At 65.6% G+C, this 15,204-nt stretch carries 13 protein-coding genes; 9 read left to right on the top strand and 4 right to left on the bottom strand.

The genetic code is table 11. The features are described from left to right. Nucleotides 1–99: 99 nt before the first annotated feature. Nucleotides 100–876, bottom strand: a complete 777-nt coding sequence (locus Q0J54_RS03950; protein WP_296304109.1) for a sirohydrochlorin cobaltochelatase — start codon at nucleotides 874–876, stop codon at nucleotides 100–102. 98 nt (nucleotides 877–974) lie between these two features. On the opposite strand from Q0J54_RS03950, the gene rfbD reads away from it, so the two are divergent. The 4 genes from rfbD to Q0J54_RS03930 all read left to right on the top strand — a co-directional run bounded on the left by rfbD (nucleotide 975) and on the right by Q0J54_RS03930 (nucleotide 6,366). Continuing rightward, nucleotides 975–1,841: a dTDP-4-dehydrorhamnose reductase gene (gene rfbD / locus Q0J54_RS03945; RefSeq protein ID WP_296304108.1), complete on the top strand. Its 867-nt coding sequence runs from the start codon at nucleotides 975–977 to the stop codon at nucleotides 1,839–1,841. Further along, complete coding sequence (locus Q0J54_RS03940; RefSeq protein WP_296304107.1) at nucleotides 1,835–3,484, top strand: DUF3179 domain-containing protein; 1,650 nt, start codon at nucleotides 1,835–1,837, stop codon at nucleotides 3,482–3,484. Before rfbD ends, Q0J54_RS03940 begins: the two co-directional genes overlap by 7 nt. A gap of 154 nt (nucleotides 3,485–3,638) precedes the next feature. Further along, complete coding sequence (locus Q0J54_RS03935) at nucleotides 3,639–4,439, top strand: NTP transferase domain-containing protein (RefSeq protein ID WP_296304106.1); 801 nt, start codon at nucleotides 3,639–3,641, stop codon at nucleotides 4,437–4,439. Between the two features lie 385 nt (nucleotides 4,440–4,824). Next, nucleotides 4,825–6,366 carry a hypothetical protein gene (locus Q0J54_RS03930; RefSeq protein WP_296304105.1) on the top strand — a complete coding sequence of 514 codons (1,542 nt, stop codon included), beginning with the start codon at nucleotides 4,825–4,827 and terminating at the stop codon, nucleotides 6,364–6,366. Here the strand turns inward: Q0J54_RS03930 and Q0J54_RS03925 are convergent. Together Q0J54_RS03925 and Q0J54_RS03920 are read right to left on the bottom strand one after the other, a co-directional pair. Continuing rightward, nucleotides 6,356–6,943: a hypothetical protein gene (locus Q0J54_RS03925; protein ID WP_296304104.1), complete on the bottom strand. Its 588-nt coding sequence runs from the start codon at nucleotides 6,941–6,943 to the stop codon at nucleotides 6,356–6,358. The two genes, Q0J54_RS03930 and Q0J54_RS03925, sit on opposite strands and share 11 nt — an antisense overlap. After that, nucleotides 6,943–7,770 carry an HD domain-containing protein gene (locus tag Q0J54_RS03920; RefSeq protein ID WP_296304103.1) on the bottom strand — a complete coding sequence of 276 codons (828 nt, stop codon included), beginning with the start codon at nucleotides 7,768–7,770 and terminating at the stop codon, nucleotides 6,943–6,945. The genes Q0J54_RS03925 and Q0J54_RS03920 overlap by 1 nt, the downstream gene beginning before the upstream one ends. 338 nt (nucleotides 7,771–8,108) lie before the next feature. On the opposite strand from Q0J54_RS03920, the gene Q0J54_RS03915 reads away from it, so the two are divergent. After that, a complete protein-coding gene (locus Q0J54_RS03915) occupies nucleotides 8,109–9,242 on the top strand; it encodes a hypothetical protein (protein ID WP_296304102.1) in 1,134 nt (377 codons plus the stop codon). Between the two features lie 124 nt (nucleotides 9,243–9,366). Here the strand turns inward: Q0J54_RS03915 and Q0J54_RS03910 are convergent, their stop codons facing one another. Then, nucleotides 9,367–9,873, bottom strand: coding sequence for a hypothetical protein (locus tag Q0J54_RS03910; RefSeq protein WP_296304101.1), 507 nt, complete (start codon nucleotides 9,871–9,873; stop codon nucleotides 9,367–9,369). A 228-nt stretch (nucleotides 9,874–10,101) separates the two neighbouring features. Here Q0J54_RS03910 and dnaE point away from each other — a divergent pair, with 228 nt between their 5' ends. The 4 genes from dnaE (at nucleotide 10,102) to Q0J54_RS03890 (ending at nucleotide 15,099) form a co-directional block, all read left to right on the top strand. Then, nucleotides 10,102–13,578, top strand: coding sequence for a DNA polymerase III subunit alpha (gene dnaE, locus Q0J54_RS03905; RefSeq protein WP_296304100.1), 3,477 nt, complete (start codon nucleotides 10,102–10,104; stop codon nucleotides 13,576–13,578). Nucleotides 13,579–13,663: 85 nt separating this feature from the next. Next, a complete protein-coding gene (locus Q0J54_RS03900) occupies nucleotides 13,664–13,822 on the top strand; it encodes a hypothetical protein (protein WP_296304099.1) in 159 nt (52 codons plus the stop codon). Beyond that, a complete protein-coding gene (gene queD, locus Q0J54_RS03895) occupies nucleotides 13,819–14,232 on the top strand; it encodes a 6-carboxytetrahydropterin synthase QueD (RefSeq protein WP_296304098.1) in 414 nt (137 codons plus the stop codon). The genes Q0J54_RS03900 and queD overlap by 4 nt, the downstream gene beginning before the upstream one ends. 18 nt (nucleotides 14,233–14,250) lie before the next feature. Continuing rightward, nucleotides 14,251–15,099, top strand: coding sequence for a WcbI family polysaccharide biosynthesis putative acetyltransferase (locus Q0J54_RS03890; RefSeq protein ID WP_296304097.1), 849 nt, complete (start codon nucleotides 14,251–14,253; stop codon nucleotides 15,097–15,099). Nucleotides 15,100–15,204: the final 105 nt, after the last annotated feature.

Genomic DNA, 15,204 nt, shown 5'->3' with positions numbered 1-15,204 from the left:
CGTGAAGCCGCAGGCGCTCAGCAGACCGCCCGTCATCAGACAACCCAGCACGATCCCCGTCCGTAAACAATGCTGCAACATGACCCCATCTCCTGATATTTATGAAGTGAAACGCGCCACGGCCTGCGCCAGATGACGCAGCCAGATGGCGGCAAACCCGGAATATTCCGCCATGCCGTGCAGGATCGGGCAGCAATCATGCCCGGCCCGTTCCAGCCGCGACCGCCAGGAATGCTCCTGTTCGCCCGCCATGTCTTCCAGGGCGTGCCTGCCGACCACCGACAGCAGCGGCATGAGCCATACCCGCCGGGAGGTCAGGCGGGACAGCAGGGCGTCCAGCTCCAGCGGACCGCTCATGGCCCCGACATGGATATGCGCGTCCAGCCGGTCCACGGCGCGGGCAAGATCCTCGTAACGCGACATGGCCGGATGCCGCGCGCCGTGCCCCATGAGCACCACATCCTCACCGGCCTGCCGCTCGGGCGGCAGATGGGCCAGCACGGCCCGCGCCGCCTCCTCGACATCCTCGGGATCGTCGAGCAGGGGCGCGCCCAGTTGCAGGCGCATGGCGGAGGTGGCCGCCACTTCCTCGAGCACGGCCCGAACCTCGCCGTTCTCATCGCCGGGGATGCTGTGCAGCGGCTGCACGGCGACCTGTCGGAAGCCTTCGAATTGCAGACGCCGCAAGGCCTTGAGGACGGAATCGCTTTTCTGCCTGGCCCGGGCCAGCCGCTCGCGCAGGAGCAGCGAGGTATAGGCCCAGCGCACGGGCCAGTCGGGAAAGGCCGCCCGCACCTGCGCGTCAAAATCGCGCAGGGTTCCCCGGGCCTGTTGCCCCGTCGCCCCGAAAGCCACCAGCAGGATAGCGCATTTCATGTTTTCCGTATAGGCCACTTGGCGCGGGGAAGCAAGGCGGGCGCCTCTGGTGTTGACCGCCGTAATGCGCGGAGGTAACATGAAAAGAGGAGGTTGTCATGGCCAAAGCGCTGGTTCTTGGAGGCGCCACCGGGCTGCTGGGACAGGCCCTCGTACGGGTCTTGTCCCACCGTGGCTGGCAGGTGGAAACGCTGGGACGCTGCGACGGCAATCTGCAGAACATGGATTTCCTGCAGCAGCGTCTGGAGCGGGCCGAAGCGGATGTGGTATTCAATACCGTGGCCTGGACGCAGGTGGACGAGGCGGAAGACCACCCCGAGGAAGCCATGCTCATCAATCGTACGCTGCCCGATGCCCTTGCCCGGCTGCTGCGCAACATCGGCTCGGGGCTGCTGGTGCATTACGGCACGGACTTCGTGTTCGGCGGCAACAGCGGCAGGGCGCTCACCGAAGAGGATACGCCCTGCCCGGCATCGGTCTACGGCAAGACCAAACTCGCCGGCGAACAGGCCGTGCTCAACGACCTGCCGGAGCGCTCCCTCGTGCTGCGCACGGCCTGGCTGTTCGGTCCCGGGCGGCGGAACTTCGTGCAGACCATCCTTGACGCCTGCCGGCGGCGGGATGTCATCAGCGTCGTGCATGATCAGAACGGCTCGCCGACCTATACGCTCGACCTGGCCCACTGGAGCGCCAGGCTGGCCGAAGCCGGACAGACCGGCCTCTGGCACGCCGCCAACAGCGGCCGCGCCAGCTGGTGCGAACTTGCCTGCGAGGCCGTCGCCCTGGCGGGCAGCCCCTGCCGCGTACAGCCCATCCCCGGCTCCGAATGGCCGCAGAAGGCCCGCCGGCCGGCCTTTTCCGTGCTCAACTGCGACAAGCTGGCACGATTCCTCGGCGAAAAGCCGCGCCCGTGGCCGCAGGCCCTGCGGGATTACCTTTTTCGTGAAGGGGGAGCGCAATGCTGAAGCTGTTGCGAATGGGCCGCCTGACCGGGCGCATCCTGCCCCTCCTGCTGCTCAGCCTCGTGCTGATGAGCGAGACCGCCGCGGCCCGCCCCCAAAACCTGCAGGAACTGGCCGACATCAACAAGAAACTGACGGAGAGCGGCATCCAGTACGGGCAGATCCCCTCCCTCTACCGGCCCCGCTTCGACCGCATGCAGGACGCCGGCCTCAGCATGAACGGCGACGATGTGGTCTTCGTGGTCATGCTGCCTGACGGGCCGCGCATCTATCCGCAAAAATATCTTGTCTGGCATCAGGTCATCAACGAGGTGGTGGACGATCACGCCTATGCCATCACGTACAGCCCCATCACCGGCGGCTTTGCCGCCTACGACTCCTCCATGGGCGGGCTGAACCTCATCTTTGACGCCGAAGGCCGCCTGTACGACGGCAACAGCGTGCTCATCGACCGCAATTCGGGCAGCCTCTGGCTCCAGGAACTGGGCATGGCCTTTGACGGCAGCCTGCTGGGACGCGGCATGCCCCTCGTGCCCAGCTACTGGACGACCTGGGAACCGGCCAAACGCACCTTCCCCGGCGCCAAAGTGCTCTCGCGGCCGCCGGGACGCCGCCCCTACGGCCGTGATCCCTACGGGGATTACCGCAAACCGGACACCTACTACACCAATGACGAGCTGGTCTACCCCGTGGAGCGGATAGACAAACGCTTCCCGCGCAAGACGCCCATGCTCTGCCTTGAGCATCAGGGCTCGCTGATCGCCGTGGACATCGCCTACGTCAAGAAAAAAGGAGCGGTCAACTTCTTCGTGGGGCCATCGGCCCTGATCGCCGTGCATGACAAGAAGCTGGACGTGGTGCGCGTCTTCAACCGGCAGGTCTGGGCGGAACCCTTCCTCTTCGTCTATTCCGGCAATCAGTTCATGGACATCACCACCCGCAGCATCTGGGACCCGGCCACGGGCATCTGTCTGGAAGGCAACCTCAAGGGGGCCAGCCTGCCTCAGTATTACGGCAGCTACTCCATGTGGTTCGCCTGGGCCAGCATGAACCCGGAGACCCTCTTCATCCCCGGCCCCGGTGAAGTCCCCGAAAATCTCCTGCAGATCAGTCCGCTGGGCCCGACGCCGGAAAACCGGCCGGCCGGTGCGAGCCTCCCCGGCCAACCGGACGCCGCAGCGCCGGCAGCCATCCCCGCCGGGGCCCTGCCCGGGAGCCTGCCACAGGGCAGACTCCAGACCGCGCCCTACCCGGGACAGATCGTTCCCGGAGGAGCCGCCCTGCCCACGCCCGGCGTTGTGCCCGGCGTCGTGCCCGATTCCGCCGCCGCTCAGCCCGCCGCGCCGCTTCCCGGCGCAGTCCCCCGGGCGGCGCCTGCCGCTCCCGCAGCGCCTGCGGGCCAGCCGACAGGCTCGCTGCCGACGGCGGCAGGCGGCACAGCTCCGGCATACGGCATCTCTCCCGGCGGCTACGCGCCGACACCTCCGCTCGCCGCCCCGGCAGGAACGCCGCAGACCGCGACGCCACCAGCCGCCGGCGCGACGGGCGGCAGCACGGGCGTCGGGGCCGTCGTGCCGCCCGGAGCGGCGCTGGCGCCGTTTCCCATGCCTGCCGCACCCACGAACGCCGCCCCCGCGCAAAACTGACCAGTCCGCATCCTCATCCAGGCCGCCGTTTTCTCCTGCCGCCCGGCAGAAGAGAAAACGGCGGCCTGTGACTTGCGGGAAGGACACTTTCTCCGTATACTCCGCAAAAATTCCTTCTCCCGAGCCCGGGGAAACGACAAAGGGAGCAAGTCGCATGATCGCCATCATCCTGGCCGCAGGCCGCGGCGCCAGTCTCAAGGAACTCACCGAAGACAAGCCCACCAGCCTCATCGAACTGGGAGGAAAGACGCTGGTCCGCTGGCAGTGCGAAGCGCTGGAAGCAGCCAGGGCCCGCCGCATCTGCGTGGTGCGCGGCTACCGCTCCGAACAGCTCACCCCCGAGGCCGCGGGCCTGCCCCCCAACGCCTTTGAGACCGTGGAAAATACGGACTGGCTGCACGGCAGCCTCCTGTCCGGCCTGCGCTGCGTGGCGCCGTGGATCGACATGGCCCTGGCCGAAGACGAGGACGGCATCATCGTCAGCCATGCCGACGCCCTCTATCCGGCCAACCACATCCTGGCGCTGGCCAATGCCGTGGAACCCGTCGCCATCACCTACGACACCCGCTGGCAGACCCTGTGGATGCAGCGTTTCGGCGATCCGCTTATGAATGCCGAGACCTTTGTGCACGAGGACGGCCGCCTGCTGGAAGTGGGCTTCCGCCCGGAAGATCCCGACGACATCCAGGGGCAGTACATGGGGCTCATCCGCTTTTCCCCCAAGGGGTGGACATACGCCAAGAAGCACCTCAACAAGCTGGGCAGCGCCTGCGACCATACGGATATGACCACCTTCATCCAGGGGCTGGTGGATGACGACGTCCTTGTGCAGGCCGTACCGGTGGTCGGCCACTGGGTGGAAGTGGACACCCGCGAGGACTACCACATCTACAAGCGGGCCATCGAGCGCGAGGGCTGGTCGCACGACTGGCGCATCACCACGCCCAACGATTAGGGCGCATTGACACAAATTTTGCAGACGATTTCAATAAATACGGCAAGTTGTACATGCTCCGCTTGTCGTTGGGGGCGGGGACGCCTCGTATTCCCGACTCTTTCCTGGCAAAAGCGCGCTGGGGAAGGTATGGGGGGCTTGGGGAAAGAATGACGGGAACGCCTTTTCTCGCTCCGCTGCGAGAAGGCCGGGCCCTTCCGCGCCGGCAGCATGCGTCCGCGGACAGCGCGAAGGGACCGCACCCGCCTCCGGCGTGGCGCAGGGACGACACGCCGGAGAGGGCCGCCGCCATGACGGACGTGCCGACACGGATCCGCACGCTGCGTGGGAGCTTCCGGCTTCGTGGACGTCTGCAACGGGACGGCGCGGGAAAAAAGGAACAGGCATGGATCAGTTGAAGGAAGCGCAGGCCTGGATCGACAGTCAGTCTCCCCGGCGGCCGGTTCTTTGTTTCTGCATTCACTGGACAGACCGTATCCCGGACGAATATTTCCGGGAGATCTACCGCCATATCGCGGATGATTTCGCCCTGTGCACGCTTTCCACGCTTGAGCCGGAAAGCTTCTCCATGCCCGGCCCCATTTTTCGGGTGGACCGGCAGCAGCTGAAGGATCTGCGGGGGGTGCGCGTCTTCGTCTGTACCGACCAGTACGAAAACGACTTCCCAGATGCGGCCTATGTGGCGGCCTTCCCGCACTCCTTTCTCGGCTACAGCTCCCCCCTGGCCTTCCCCGGCTGGCAGCGCCGGATGTTCTTTCAGGATGCCTACTTCACCACCACGCCGCAAACGCTCAGGGATGCCGCCCTGATCCGTAAAGAGCTGGAGGGCAGCTGCAACCCCGCGCATGTCCGGCGCAAGCGCCCGTTCTATACGTTTTTTCCCGTTGGCTGCCCGCGCATCGCCACTGTGCAGGCCCATCTGAAAGAAATGACCTGCGAACAGGACTCCATCCTGTATGCGCCCACCGGCTACTGGGCCAATCCCAACGACCCCCGCAACCGCATGATCGGCGACTTCGCGCCGGCCATGATCGACGCCCTGCTCCAGGATTTCCCGGCCTACCGCGTCTGCTTCCGGCCCTGCGTCACCTCATGGAACCACCCGGATGTCCAGAAGCTCATTTCCCTTTTTGAAGGGCATCCCCGCTTTGCCGTCAGCCGCGATTTCGACCACCTGCCCGAATTTGCGCGTGCCGCCACCCTCATCACCGAATATTCCAATATCGGCGAAGTGTTCGCGCTCTCGGCCCTGCGCCCTGAGATACGCCGGACGCTGGAAGCGCAGCGTAAACACCTGAGCATCACCCCCACCGGCGTCCAGGTCAGCGTGCTCGACCATGTGTCCAAGTCCGTCAAGATCGCTCTTGATATGCCCAAAGAACGCTGGGGGCGGCATATTCGTACCTGCTACGGACAGTATATCTACGATCCCGCCCAGACCATGCCGCGCATACGGCAGGCGCTCCTTGCCGTATCCCGGGGGGAAAGCCTGCGTGAATCCGTTGCCGTACAGCGGGTCGAAGGCAAAAAAAAGGCGTGGGACAAAAAAGACTTCCTGCTCCGCATCCTCCGTTCCGGATCCCTTGAGCAGCATTGCGCCCGTGATTTCTGGCGCAGCTATCCCGACGAACCCGCGGCCCTGGCCGTCTTTCTTCTGGTCATGCGCACCATTTACCCGCCCTACCGCATCTGCGCCGAGCTTACCCAGGCTCAGCGTGAGTACATGGAACGGATGACGGGAACGCCGCTTTCGGAAGAGAAGACCTTCAGCGAGGTCGATGCCGGCATGCTCAAACCGCTTCTGCTCCAGTCCCTGCGCGTGGCCCGGCAGGAGAACGACGCCGCCCTCTGCAACATCCTGCTCTCCCTGCTGAAAAACATAGAAGACCCTCTGCGGATCAGCAGGGAGCTTTACCTCACCGGGTAGCGTCCCGATCGCCAGACGACGCCTCATGGCGTACGCCGGCTCCGCCCCGCGGCATCACGGCGCAGCGCACCAGCAGCGCCGCGCCGCCCAGCAATGTCCGACGCGACAGACAGCGCAGTCCCGCGCCGTACAGACAGCCCTCCAGCCCGCCATGCGCCAGCCACTCCCGCCCGGCGGCCGATGTGCCGCCCCACGGCCGCAGACCGGGCAGCAGGCGGACGGCGCAGGCCGCGGCAAGTCCCAGATTGCGCTCGGCGGGCACGATGTCCGCCAGCCAGAGCTCCCGGCAGGCGCAGGCGCAGGCCAGAGCCACGGCGCAGGCTTCGGCAAACGGCAGCACATGCAGCACATAGCCCAGCCGCAGCACGGGCAGAGCGTCCACCGGCAGGGCCAGCACGTCGTCCAGCGCTGGCGGCCTGTCCGCCTTGCCGCCCCCCGGCCAGGGAACACGACCACGCAGGAAACGCCGCACTCCGGCTCCCGGGCCGTACTCGCCCCCCCAGTCCCCGCCGCAAGCCGCCGCAAACGCCTCCAGACGCCCGCGCACGGCCTCCGGCAACCTGTCGCCGACCCGCATCAGGCGTCCCCGTCCGGGAGCGCGTCTTCCCGACGTCCCCGCGCCAGCCGCTCCAGCAGGCAGGCACGCACGCCGGCATAGGGCCCTCGTCGCGGCAGGTCCGCCAGAAGACGCACGGCATGGGGGCTTGCGGCGAACAGACGCCGGCTGCTCGCAAAGTGCATGTCGTCGATCCAGGTCCCCAGCAGCACACGAAAATCATTGACGCTGCGCAGATCCGCATACGCGGCCACCCTTCCCCGCCGGGCATCCTCCAGCACCTTTTCGCTCACCCTGTCCGCGGCATCCGGCAGCCCCAGCACCACGGTGGGGCAATACGGGCGCGGCCCGGACAGATGCTCGTCCATGACCCGCAAGATATCCAGCTTGTCCGCATCCCGCACCGTCGAGGCGACGCAGGCCATCTCGGCAGGCAGCGCGGCCGGCAGGGCATAGCGGTTATGCAGGGCAACGGCGGCCAGCACCAGCCGCCGCACCGTCCTCTCCTCCCGGGCAAGGCGTCCCTCCCGCTTGAGGATGGCCGCGCCCCAGAGGCCGTGGTTGCGGGAATCCCGATCGCGAAACGTGCCATAGCGCAGATACTGCGCGAAGCGGGCCACATCGTGGTACAGGGCCGCCAGCAGGCAGGCGCGGACGATATGCGGGGCGAAGCCTTCTTCCCGCGCTATGCGCCGGGCATGGCCGAGCACGGCGAGCGTGTGCGTCGCCTTGAGGCGCATGGGCCCGGCATCGCCCTCACAAAGAGCGTATTGCCCTTCGACATAGCCGGCAAACCAGGTTTCGTGTGACGAGATGTCTTCGATCTCCGGGAGAAATGACGTTTTCATGGAAGCGGTATACCCCCCGGGAAAGGCGTCGGCAAGGGCTCATCGGCGCTGCCGCAAGCACGGCCCTGTCGACGGATGCCTCGACTTTTCGCCGTGCCCCGGGCATAGTCGAAGACGCCTTTTGCGGCTGCGCCGCCGCAGGCCGTCCGCAGGCCCCGTCCGCGCACCTCGCGCTCTCCAGCACCAGAGCGTCTTGCCGGTGAAAAAACATGACGCGAGGCGCTGCACAGCGCCGCCCGGCCCGAACTGAGCGAAAAGCCGCGTTTTTTTCCGCGAAACGCCAGGCCGTACAGATCGGGACACAAAACTTTTCAAATGGGAAACGCTCTAAGGACACCATGAACGCACACCGCCTCGCCCTTTACCTCGCGTCGCGCAGTCTGTTGTATTTCCAGCATGTCATCGGTCACATGCCGGTCGACGCCGTGGACATCTTCGTCCCGGACGGCCTTCTGCTGGAAGGCAAAGCTACCTGTCCCGCCTACCGGGAACTCGCGGACACCGGCTACCAGTTCTTTCCCGTGGGGCAGGCCGGGGGAAGGTATGGCGCGGTAGGAGTTGCCGGTCAGCAGGATCTGGAACGCCACCCGGCCCTGGCCTCGCTGGCCGATCGCCGTATCCTGATGCTGCATGCCTCGGCGTTCGTCTTCATGCCGGACGATGCCCCCTTCACCCATATCCTTTGTCAGTATGCAAAACAGATCAATCTGGGGAAACAGCCGGAAGCGCCTGCAAACGGGAAGCTTGTGCGGGAGATCCATCCCGCCGGGACCTACCAGCTCGGCCCCTGGGAAGACGGACGACGGCTTCCGCGGGAGCGGCTGCGCCAGCTCCTGGAGGAGCATCTCGATGCACGGATACCGGCGGACAGGGAACTGGTCCTCTATTGCGGCGGGCTGAACGACAACCCGCAGGAACAGGTCGATGCCGTACGGCAGCTGGCCGCTGCCCGCACGGTCCTTTTCAAGCCCTTCTACGACCACCCGGACTATGACGGGCTGACCGGACATCCCGGCGTCCACGCCATCAGGGACACCGTCCACATCTCTCCCAACGCCATGCGATTTGCGGCGGACTGCATCGTGACCTCTCCCCTTTCCGGCGTGTTCACGACCTCTCTCATGCTCCGGCTGCGCGTGCTGCCCTTCCTTACCTATCACCAGAGCTCCCGCCAGGACAGGAACGACTTTGCGACCTGGAGGCAACGCATACCGCCGAACAGCCCCCGGCCCGACTTCCATATCGCCCGCAAGCTGGAAGGGCCCTTCGACAACAAGACGCTCCCCGATATGGTTAAACGTATGGGCAGTCCGTACTACTGGCAGGGATACGACGCGATGCTGCGCGCCCTGCTGCCCGCCTTTTTCGGCGACTGCCGTATTGAAGGCGCAGCGGAGCGCGCTGCCGGCGGTCTGCTCAATGTGGCACGCTGCGGCACGTTCACGCCCGACGGGCGGACGGAGACGGCATGAGCGCCCCGCTCCCGGATTGTGGCAGGGCCGTTATCCGCCGGCGGCCCCGCCATAGCGCAGGAGCCGCCGCAGGCACGTTCGCGAAAGGCGCAAACGCCGCGCCGCCCCCACCGGATGCCGTCCGTCAGTCTTCGCGCAGCACGCCCAGCTCACGCATCTTGTCCCGCAGGACGGCGCGGGCCTCATCGCGCTTGTCGCCCTCCAACACATAAAAATAGACGTTGAACCTGGTCGTCCCGTCCCCGGAAGCAAGCAGGAGCCGCAGCTTGGAGCTTGAATATCTGGCCTCGCGGATGCTGGCGTAGGGGATGCTGACAAGATCGCTTGTCCAAGCGCCGGAGACACACTCCAGATGATCCCGGTACAGGATGCAGGCATGCCTGCCCAAACGCTGCTGGGCCTGGACGAGCCTGATGATGCCCATGATGAAACAAAGTATGCTCCCCGACATGATCCCCGTGCCATGGTACAATGCGAAAAAGAAGAGCGCGAGGCTCCCCAGCACGAGCGTCCAGCCCCATACCCGCTCATCCATGAAGCGGTAGGCCGCAAGCGGCGTTTCGGCCGTCGTGGCAGGCGCGTCCTCACATGCCGCGACTCCCTCGGAGCATGGCGCGGTCTTGGCCGGCACGACAGGCGCTTCCTCGGCGGCGGATGTGCCGTCATCTTCGGAGAGAAAAGTCGTATAAGCTACAAAACTAGTAAAGTGGTTTTGTAAAGTTTTTTCCGGCGGTCGGACCGCTTTTCCCGTGCCTTGAGCCTCGGGACGAGGCATGCTATCCTTGCTGTCCGGCGCATGAACCCGCGCCCCCTTTTCCGTATCGCCAGCCGCCGGGAACGCCCGGCCGAGGAATGCCGCATGTCCGATTTCGTGCATCTGCACTGCCATACCGAATACAGCCTGCTGGACGGGGCCATCCGCCTCAAGGACCTGTGCAACCGCGCCAAGGATTTCGGCATGCCCGCCTGTGCCATCACCGATCACGGCAACATGTTCGGCGCGGCCTACTTCGCCAAGCAGTGCGCCGAGGTCGGCATCAAGCCCATCTTCGGCTGCGAGGTCTACGTCTGCCATGACCATTTCGACAAGACGTCCGAGCTGGCCCGCAGGCGCAACCATCTCATCCTGCTGGCCCAGAACGAGACGGGCTATCACAACCTCGTCAAGCTGGTGACCAAGGGCTTTCTGGAGGGCTTCCACTACAAGCCGCGCGTGGACAAGGCCCTGCTGCGCCAGTATGCCGAGGGGCTCATCTGCCTTTCGGCCTGCATCGCGGGCGAAGTGCCGCGCGCCATCCAGGCCGGCGACATGGACAAGGCCCGCGCGCTGGCCCGGGAATACGCGGACATCTACCCCGGCCGCTTCTATCTGGAGCTGCAATCCAACGGCCTGCAGGAACAGGTGACGGTCAACGACGGCCTCATGGAGATCGCCGAACAGCTCCACCTGCCGCTGGTGGCCACCAACGACTGCCACTACCTCAATGCCGACGACGTGGAAGCCCACGAGGTGCTGCTCTGCATCCAGACGCAGACCACGCTGGACGATCCCAGGCACATGCGCTTCGAGACCACGGAACTTTATTACAAGAGCGCCGAGGAGATGGAGGCCGCCTTCAGCCATGTGCCGGAAGCGCTGGCCAATACCATGCGCATCGCCGAACAGTGCAATGTGGAGCTGGATTTCGGCCACCATTATTTCCCGGTCTACCCCCTGCCCGAAGGGGCCACGCTGGAATCGGAATTCCGGCGGCTGGCCGAGGAGGGCCTGGAACAGCGCCTGCAGAAACACCCCGACCCGGCCTCCCTCGATGCGGACGCCTACCGCCAGCGCCTGCGCTACGAGCTGGACGTCATCTGCAACATGGGCTTCCCGGGCTATTTCCTTATCGTACAGGAATTCATCAACTGGGCCAAGGACCACGGCATCCCCGTGGGGCCGGGCCGCGGTTCGGCGGCGGGCAGCCTCGTGGCCTGGGCGTTGCGCATCACCAACCTCGACCCCATCCCCTACAACCTGCTGTTCGAGCGCTTCCTCAATGCCGAACGCGTGAGCCTGCCCGATATTGATGTGGACTTCTGCGAACGCCGCCGCGTGGAAGTCATCCAGCACATGGTCGATACCTACGGCAAGGACAGCGTGGCGCAGATCACCACCTTCGGCACCATGAAGGCCAAGGGCGTGGTGCGCGACGTGGGCCGGGCCCTGGGCATGAGCTTCGCCGAGACCGACCGCATCGCCAAGATGGTGCCCGACGACCTCAAGATGACCATCGACAAGGCGCTGGATGCCGAACCGGAACTGCGAAAGCTCTACGACAGCGACCCGCAGGTGACCAAGCTGCTGGATACGGCCCGGCGGCTGGAGGGGCTCGCGCGGCACGCCTCCACCCATGCGGCGGGGCTCGTGGTGTCGGACAAGTCCATGGACGAATACCTGCCGCTCTATACGGGCAAACGCGGCGAACTCGTCACCCAGTTCGACGGGCCCATGACCGAGCAGACCGGCCTTGTGAAGTTCGACTTCCTCGGCCTCAAGACCATGACGCTCATCCAGGACACGCTGGACAACATCAGCCTCCAGGGACAGACGCCACCGGACCTCGACAATCTGCCGCTGACCGACGCCGCCACCTATGAGCTCTATTCGCGCGGGGACACGGACGGCGTCTTCCAGGTGGAAAGTTCGGGCATGCGGCAGTATCTGCGTATGCTCAAGCCCTCCTGCTTCGAGGACGTCATCGCCATGCTGGCCCTCTACCGTCCCGGCCCGCTGGGCTCGGGCATGGTGGACGAATTCATCAAGCGCAAGCACGGGCAGGTGCCGGTCGTCTATCCGCACGACTCCCTGAGCGACTGTCTGCGGGACACCTACGGCGTCATCGTCTATCAGGAGCAGGTCATGCAGATCGCCCAGATCATCGCCAGCTACACCCTCGGCGGCGCCGACCTGCTGCGACGGGCCATGGGCAAGAAGAAGGCCGAGGCCATGGCCAAGGAGCGCGTCAAGTTCGTGGACGGGGCCAGGGCCAACGGCATCGGCCGGGAAAAGGCCGACGAGATCTTCGACCTCATGGAAAAATTCGCGGCATACGGCTTCAACAAGTCCCATTCGGCCGCCTACGCGCTGGTGTCCTATTTCACGGCCTATCTCAAGGTGCACCACAAGGTGGAATTCATGGCCGCGCTCATGACGTCGGAAATGGGCAATCAGGACAAGCTGCTCAAGTACGTCTCCTGCTGCAAGGACATGGGCATCGACGTGGTGCAACCGTCCATCAACGACAGCCAGCGGGCCTTCTCGGCCAAGGACGGCAAGGTGGTCTTCGGCCTTGGCGGCATCAAGAACGTGGGGGACGAAGCCATCCGCGAGATTATGGAAGCCCGCGCCGAAGGCGGCGCGTACGCCTCCCTGCTGGACCTCTGCTGCCGGGTCAACCTGCGCAAGGTCACCAAGCGCGTACTGGAATCGCTCATCAAGGGCGGGGCCTGCGACTGCCTCGGCGTGAGCCGCGCCGCCCTGATCGCCACCCTGGACGGGGTGGTGGCCCGGGCCCAGAAAAAGGCCAGGGAAAAGGAATCCAATCAGGTCTCCCTGCTGGCGCTGGCCCCCCGCACCGAGGCCGCCCCCCTGCCCGGCATCGGCATGGACTGCCCAGAGGCCGCCATGCCCGAATGGGACAACGACGAAAAGCTGCGCTTCGAAAAGGAAGCGCTGGGCTTCTTCCTCACGAGCCATCCTCTCCAGCCCTTCAGCCGCGAGATCCGCCGTATCGGCCTGAGCACGCTGGAGGACGCGCGCGACCTCTTCCCCGGCGCGGAGATCTCCTGCCCGGCGCTGGTCACCGGCATCAAGGAGGTCATCACCAAGTCCAAGGGCGAACGCATGGCCTTCGTGAGCATCGAGGATCTCACCGGGCATGCCGAAGTGACCTTCTTCCCCAAGCCCTATGCCGAGGCGCGCGAACTGCTGAAGAGCGAGCAGCCCCTCTGCCTGCGGGCCCGCCTGGACAAGCAGGAGGACAGCGCGCGCGACAGCGACGAGGACGGCGAGGAGGCCCCCCGCGACGTCAAGCTGCTTGGCCAGAGCGTGCAGCTTTTGCGCGAGGCCTGCGGCCAGAGCGATCAGCCCATCTGCGTGCGTATCCCGGCCGGACGGCTGGGCCGCGAGCATATCCTGAGCCTGAAAAACATCCTGGCCGCCCACCCCGGCGAGGTGGAAGCGCAGGCCGTCGTCCTGCTGGACGGTTACCGCTGCCTCCTCCGCCTTGGCCCGCAATTCCGGGTGGCTCCCGGCCCCGAACTGGACAGGGCGCTGGCGGCCTGGGCGTCGTGATGGGCCGCAGGGTACGATTTTTGAATGCGGTTTTCGCAGGACGACGTTTTGACGAAATCCCCCCCTTTAGCCGAAGGAGCCTGCCATGTCCCTGTTCTCATGGTTGCAGAACATTGTCTCCCCGCCGCTGGACGATGACCCTGAAAGCGACGCAAGTTATGAATGGGATCAGAATGCGCGTATCATTCTGGCCATCATCGTTATGATCATTGCGGCCATCTGCATGTACTGGATCCTCCGATGAACAAGAAAAAATGCTGGCGTCTCACCGTGCGGGACGAATTCTGCTCCGCCCATGCCCTGCGGCACTACCAGGGCAAGTGCGAACATCTGCACGGACACAATTTCGGCGTGGAAGTCACCGTCCAGGGCGAAGAGCTGCTGCCGGACACGGAACTGCTGCTGGATTTCAAGGTGCTGCGGCAGGTGCTCAAGGACACGCTGGATACGCTGGATCACGGCGTGCTCAACGAGACGCCGCCCTTTGACAGCGTCAACCCCTCGTCGGAGAACCTGGCCCGCCACATCTGGCGGAGCGTGGCCGAGCGGCTGCGGCGGCACTCCGACCCGCAGGCCCGCAAGGTAGCCGTGGTCAGCGTCTCCGTTTCCGAAAAGGGACGGCAGACGGCCACCTATCTTGAATGGAACGAGTAGCGGGGCCCGTCCGCAGCCATGCCGCGCGCTCTCTGCCTCCTGCACGCCAACTGTCAGGGGGAGGCCCTGCGCCCCCTGCTGGAGGCCAGTCCGGCCTTTGCCCGGCACTTTCGCGTGCTGCATGTGCTCAACTACACCCGCGCCGCCCTGCCGGACGATCTGCTGGACGGCTGCGCCCTCTATCTGCACCAGGAACTCGGCGCCAAATGGGGCGAGCTCTCCAGCGCCGACATCCTGCGGCGCCTGCCGCCCGCCTGTCAGACGCTGCGCCTGCCCAACCTCTTCTTTCAGGGCTACTGGCCCACCTGGACCCGCCTGCCGGGCGTGGACTTTGCCGACACGCTGCTGGAGGAGCTGTTGCGGCGCGGCCTCTCCCCGCTGGAGGCCAGCCTCGTTTACCAGCGGGCCGGCCCCGCCCTTTTCGGCTCCCTGCCCGACATCGCCGAAGCCTCCCTGCGGCGCGAAGAAGCGAAGGAACAGGACGCGCCCATCCGCTGCGCGCCCCTCGTGCGCGAATACTGGCGCACGGAACAGCTCTTCATCACGGTCAACCACCCGGGACGGCGGCTCGTGCTGCATGTGGCCGACTGCGTGCTGCGCCTGCTGGGGCTGGGCGGCCTGCCGGACGATGTCGCCCGCGCCTATGTCCACCCGCAGGAGGACTTCTGGCTGCCGCTGCCGCCCGCCCTGGGCCTGCCGGAGAGCGACGGCGGCCTGGCCCTGCCCTTTGCCGGCCGGGAACGCCGCTACCGCATCTTTGCCCGGCGGATGACCGCCGCCGCCTACGCCCGCTGCTACCTGAGCTGCCGTGCCGCGGGCGAAGGCAACCTGCTGTCCTTCCTGGCGCATCTGGAGCCGGAGGACTGACCGGTCGGCCAGGGAGGACCGGCAAGGCCGCGCGCCCTGCCCGCCTGCCGCCATCCCTTGACTTTGCGCGCGTCTTTGCGGAAAATCGTCACCTTATAACACAGG

Origin of the sequence: uncultured Desulfovibrio sp. (assembly GCF_944324935.1) — a bacterium.
Classification (GTDB): Bacteria; Desulfobacterota; Desulfovibrionia; order Desulfovibrionales; family Desulfovibrionaceae; genus Desulfovibrio.
The sequence above is the reverse complement of the archived record's forward strand: the minus strand, read 5'-3'. Positions and strand labels throughout refer to the sequence as shown.

Excerpts from the sequence above, each read along its gene's own strand:
- Q0J54_RS03950 (WP_296304109.1), bottom strand. The coding sequence starts at position 876 with ATGAAATGCGCTATCCTGCTGGTGGCTTTCGGGGCGACGGGGCAACAG.
- rfbD (WP_296304108.1), top strand. The coding sequence starts at position 975 with ATGGCCAAAGCGCTGGTTCTTGGAGGCGCCACCGGGCTGCTGGGACAG.
- Q0J54_RS03940 (WP_296304107.1), top strand. The coding sequence starts at position 1,835 with ATGCTGAAGCTGTTGCGAATGGGCCGCCTGACCGGGCGCATCCTGCCC.
- Q0J54_RS03935 (WP_296304106.1), top strand. The coding sequence starts at position 3,639 with ATGATCGCCATCATCCTGGCCGCAGGCCGCGGCGCCAGTCTCAAGGAA.
- Q0J54_RS03930 (WP_296304105.1), top strand. The coding sequence starts at position 4,825 with ATGGATCAGTTGAAGGAAGCGCAGGCCTGGATCGACAGTCAGTCTCCC.
- Q0J54_RS03925 (WP_296304104.1), bottom strand. The coding sequence starts at position 6,943 with ATGCGGGTCGGCGACAGGTTGCCGGAGGCCGTGCGCGGGCGTCTGGAG.
- Q0J54_RS03920 (WP_296304103.1), bottom strand. The coding sequence starts at position 7,770 with ATGAAAACGTCATTTCTCCCGGAGATCGAAGACATCTCGTCACACGAA.
- Q0J54_RS03915 (WP_296304102.1), top strand. The coding sequence starts at position 8,109 with ATGAACGCACACCGCCTCGCCCTTTACCTCGCGTCGCGCAGTCTGTTG.
- dnaE (WP_296304100.1), top strand. The coding sequence starts at position 10,102 with ATGTCCGATTTCGTGCATCTGCACTGCCATACCGAATACAGCCTGCTG.
- Q0J54_RS03900 (WP_296304099.1), top strand. The coding sequence starts at position 13,664 with ATGTCCCTGTTCTCATGGTTGCAGAACATTGTCTCCCCGCCGCTGGAC.
- queD (WP_296304098.1), top strand. The coding sequence starts at position 13,819 with ATGAACAAGAAAAAATGCTGGCGTCTCACCGTGCGGGACGAATTCTGC.
- Q0J54_RS03890 (WP_296304097.1), top strand. The coding sequence starts at position 14,251 with ATGCCGCGCGCTCTCTGCCTCCTGCACGCCAACTGTCAGGGGGAGGCC.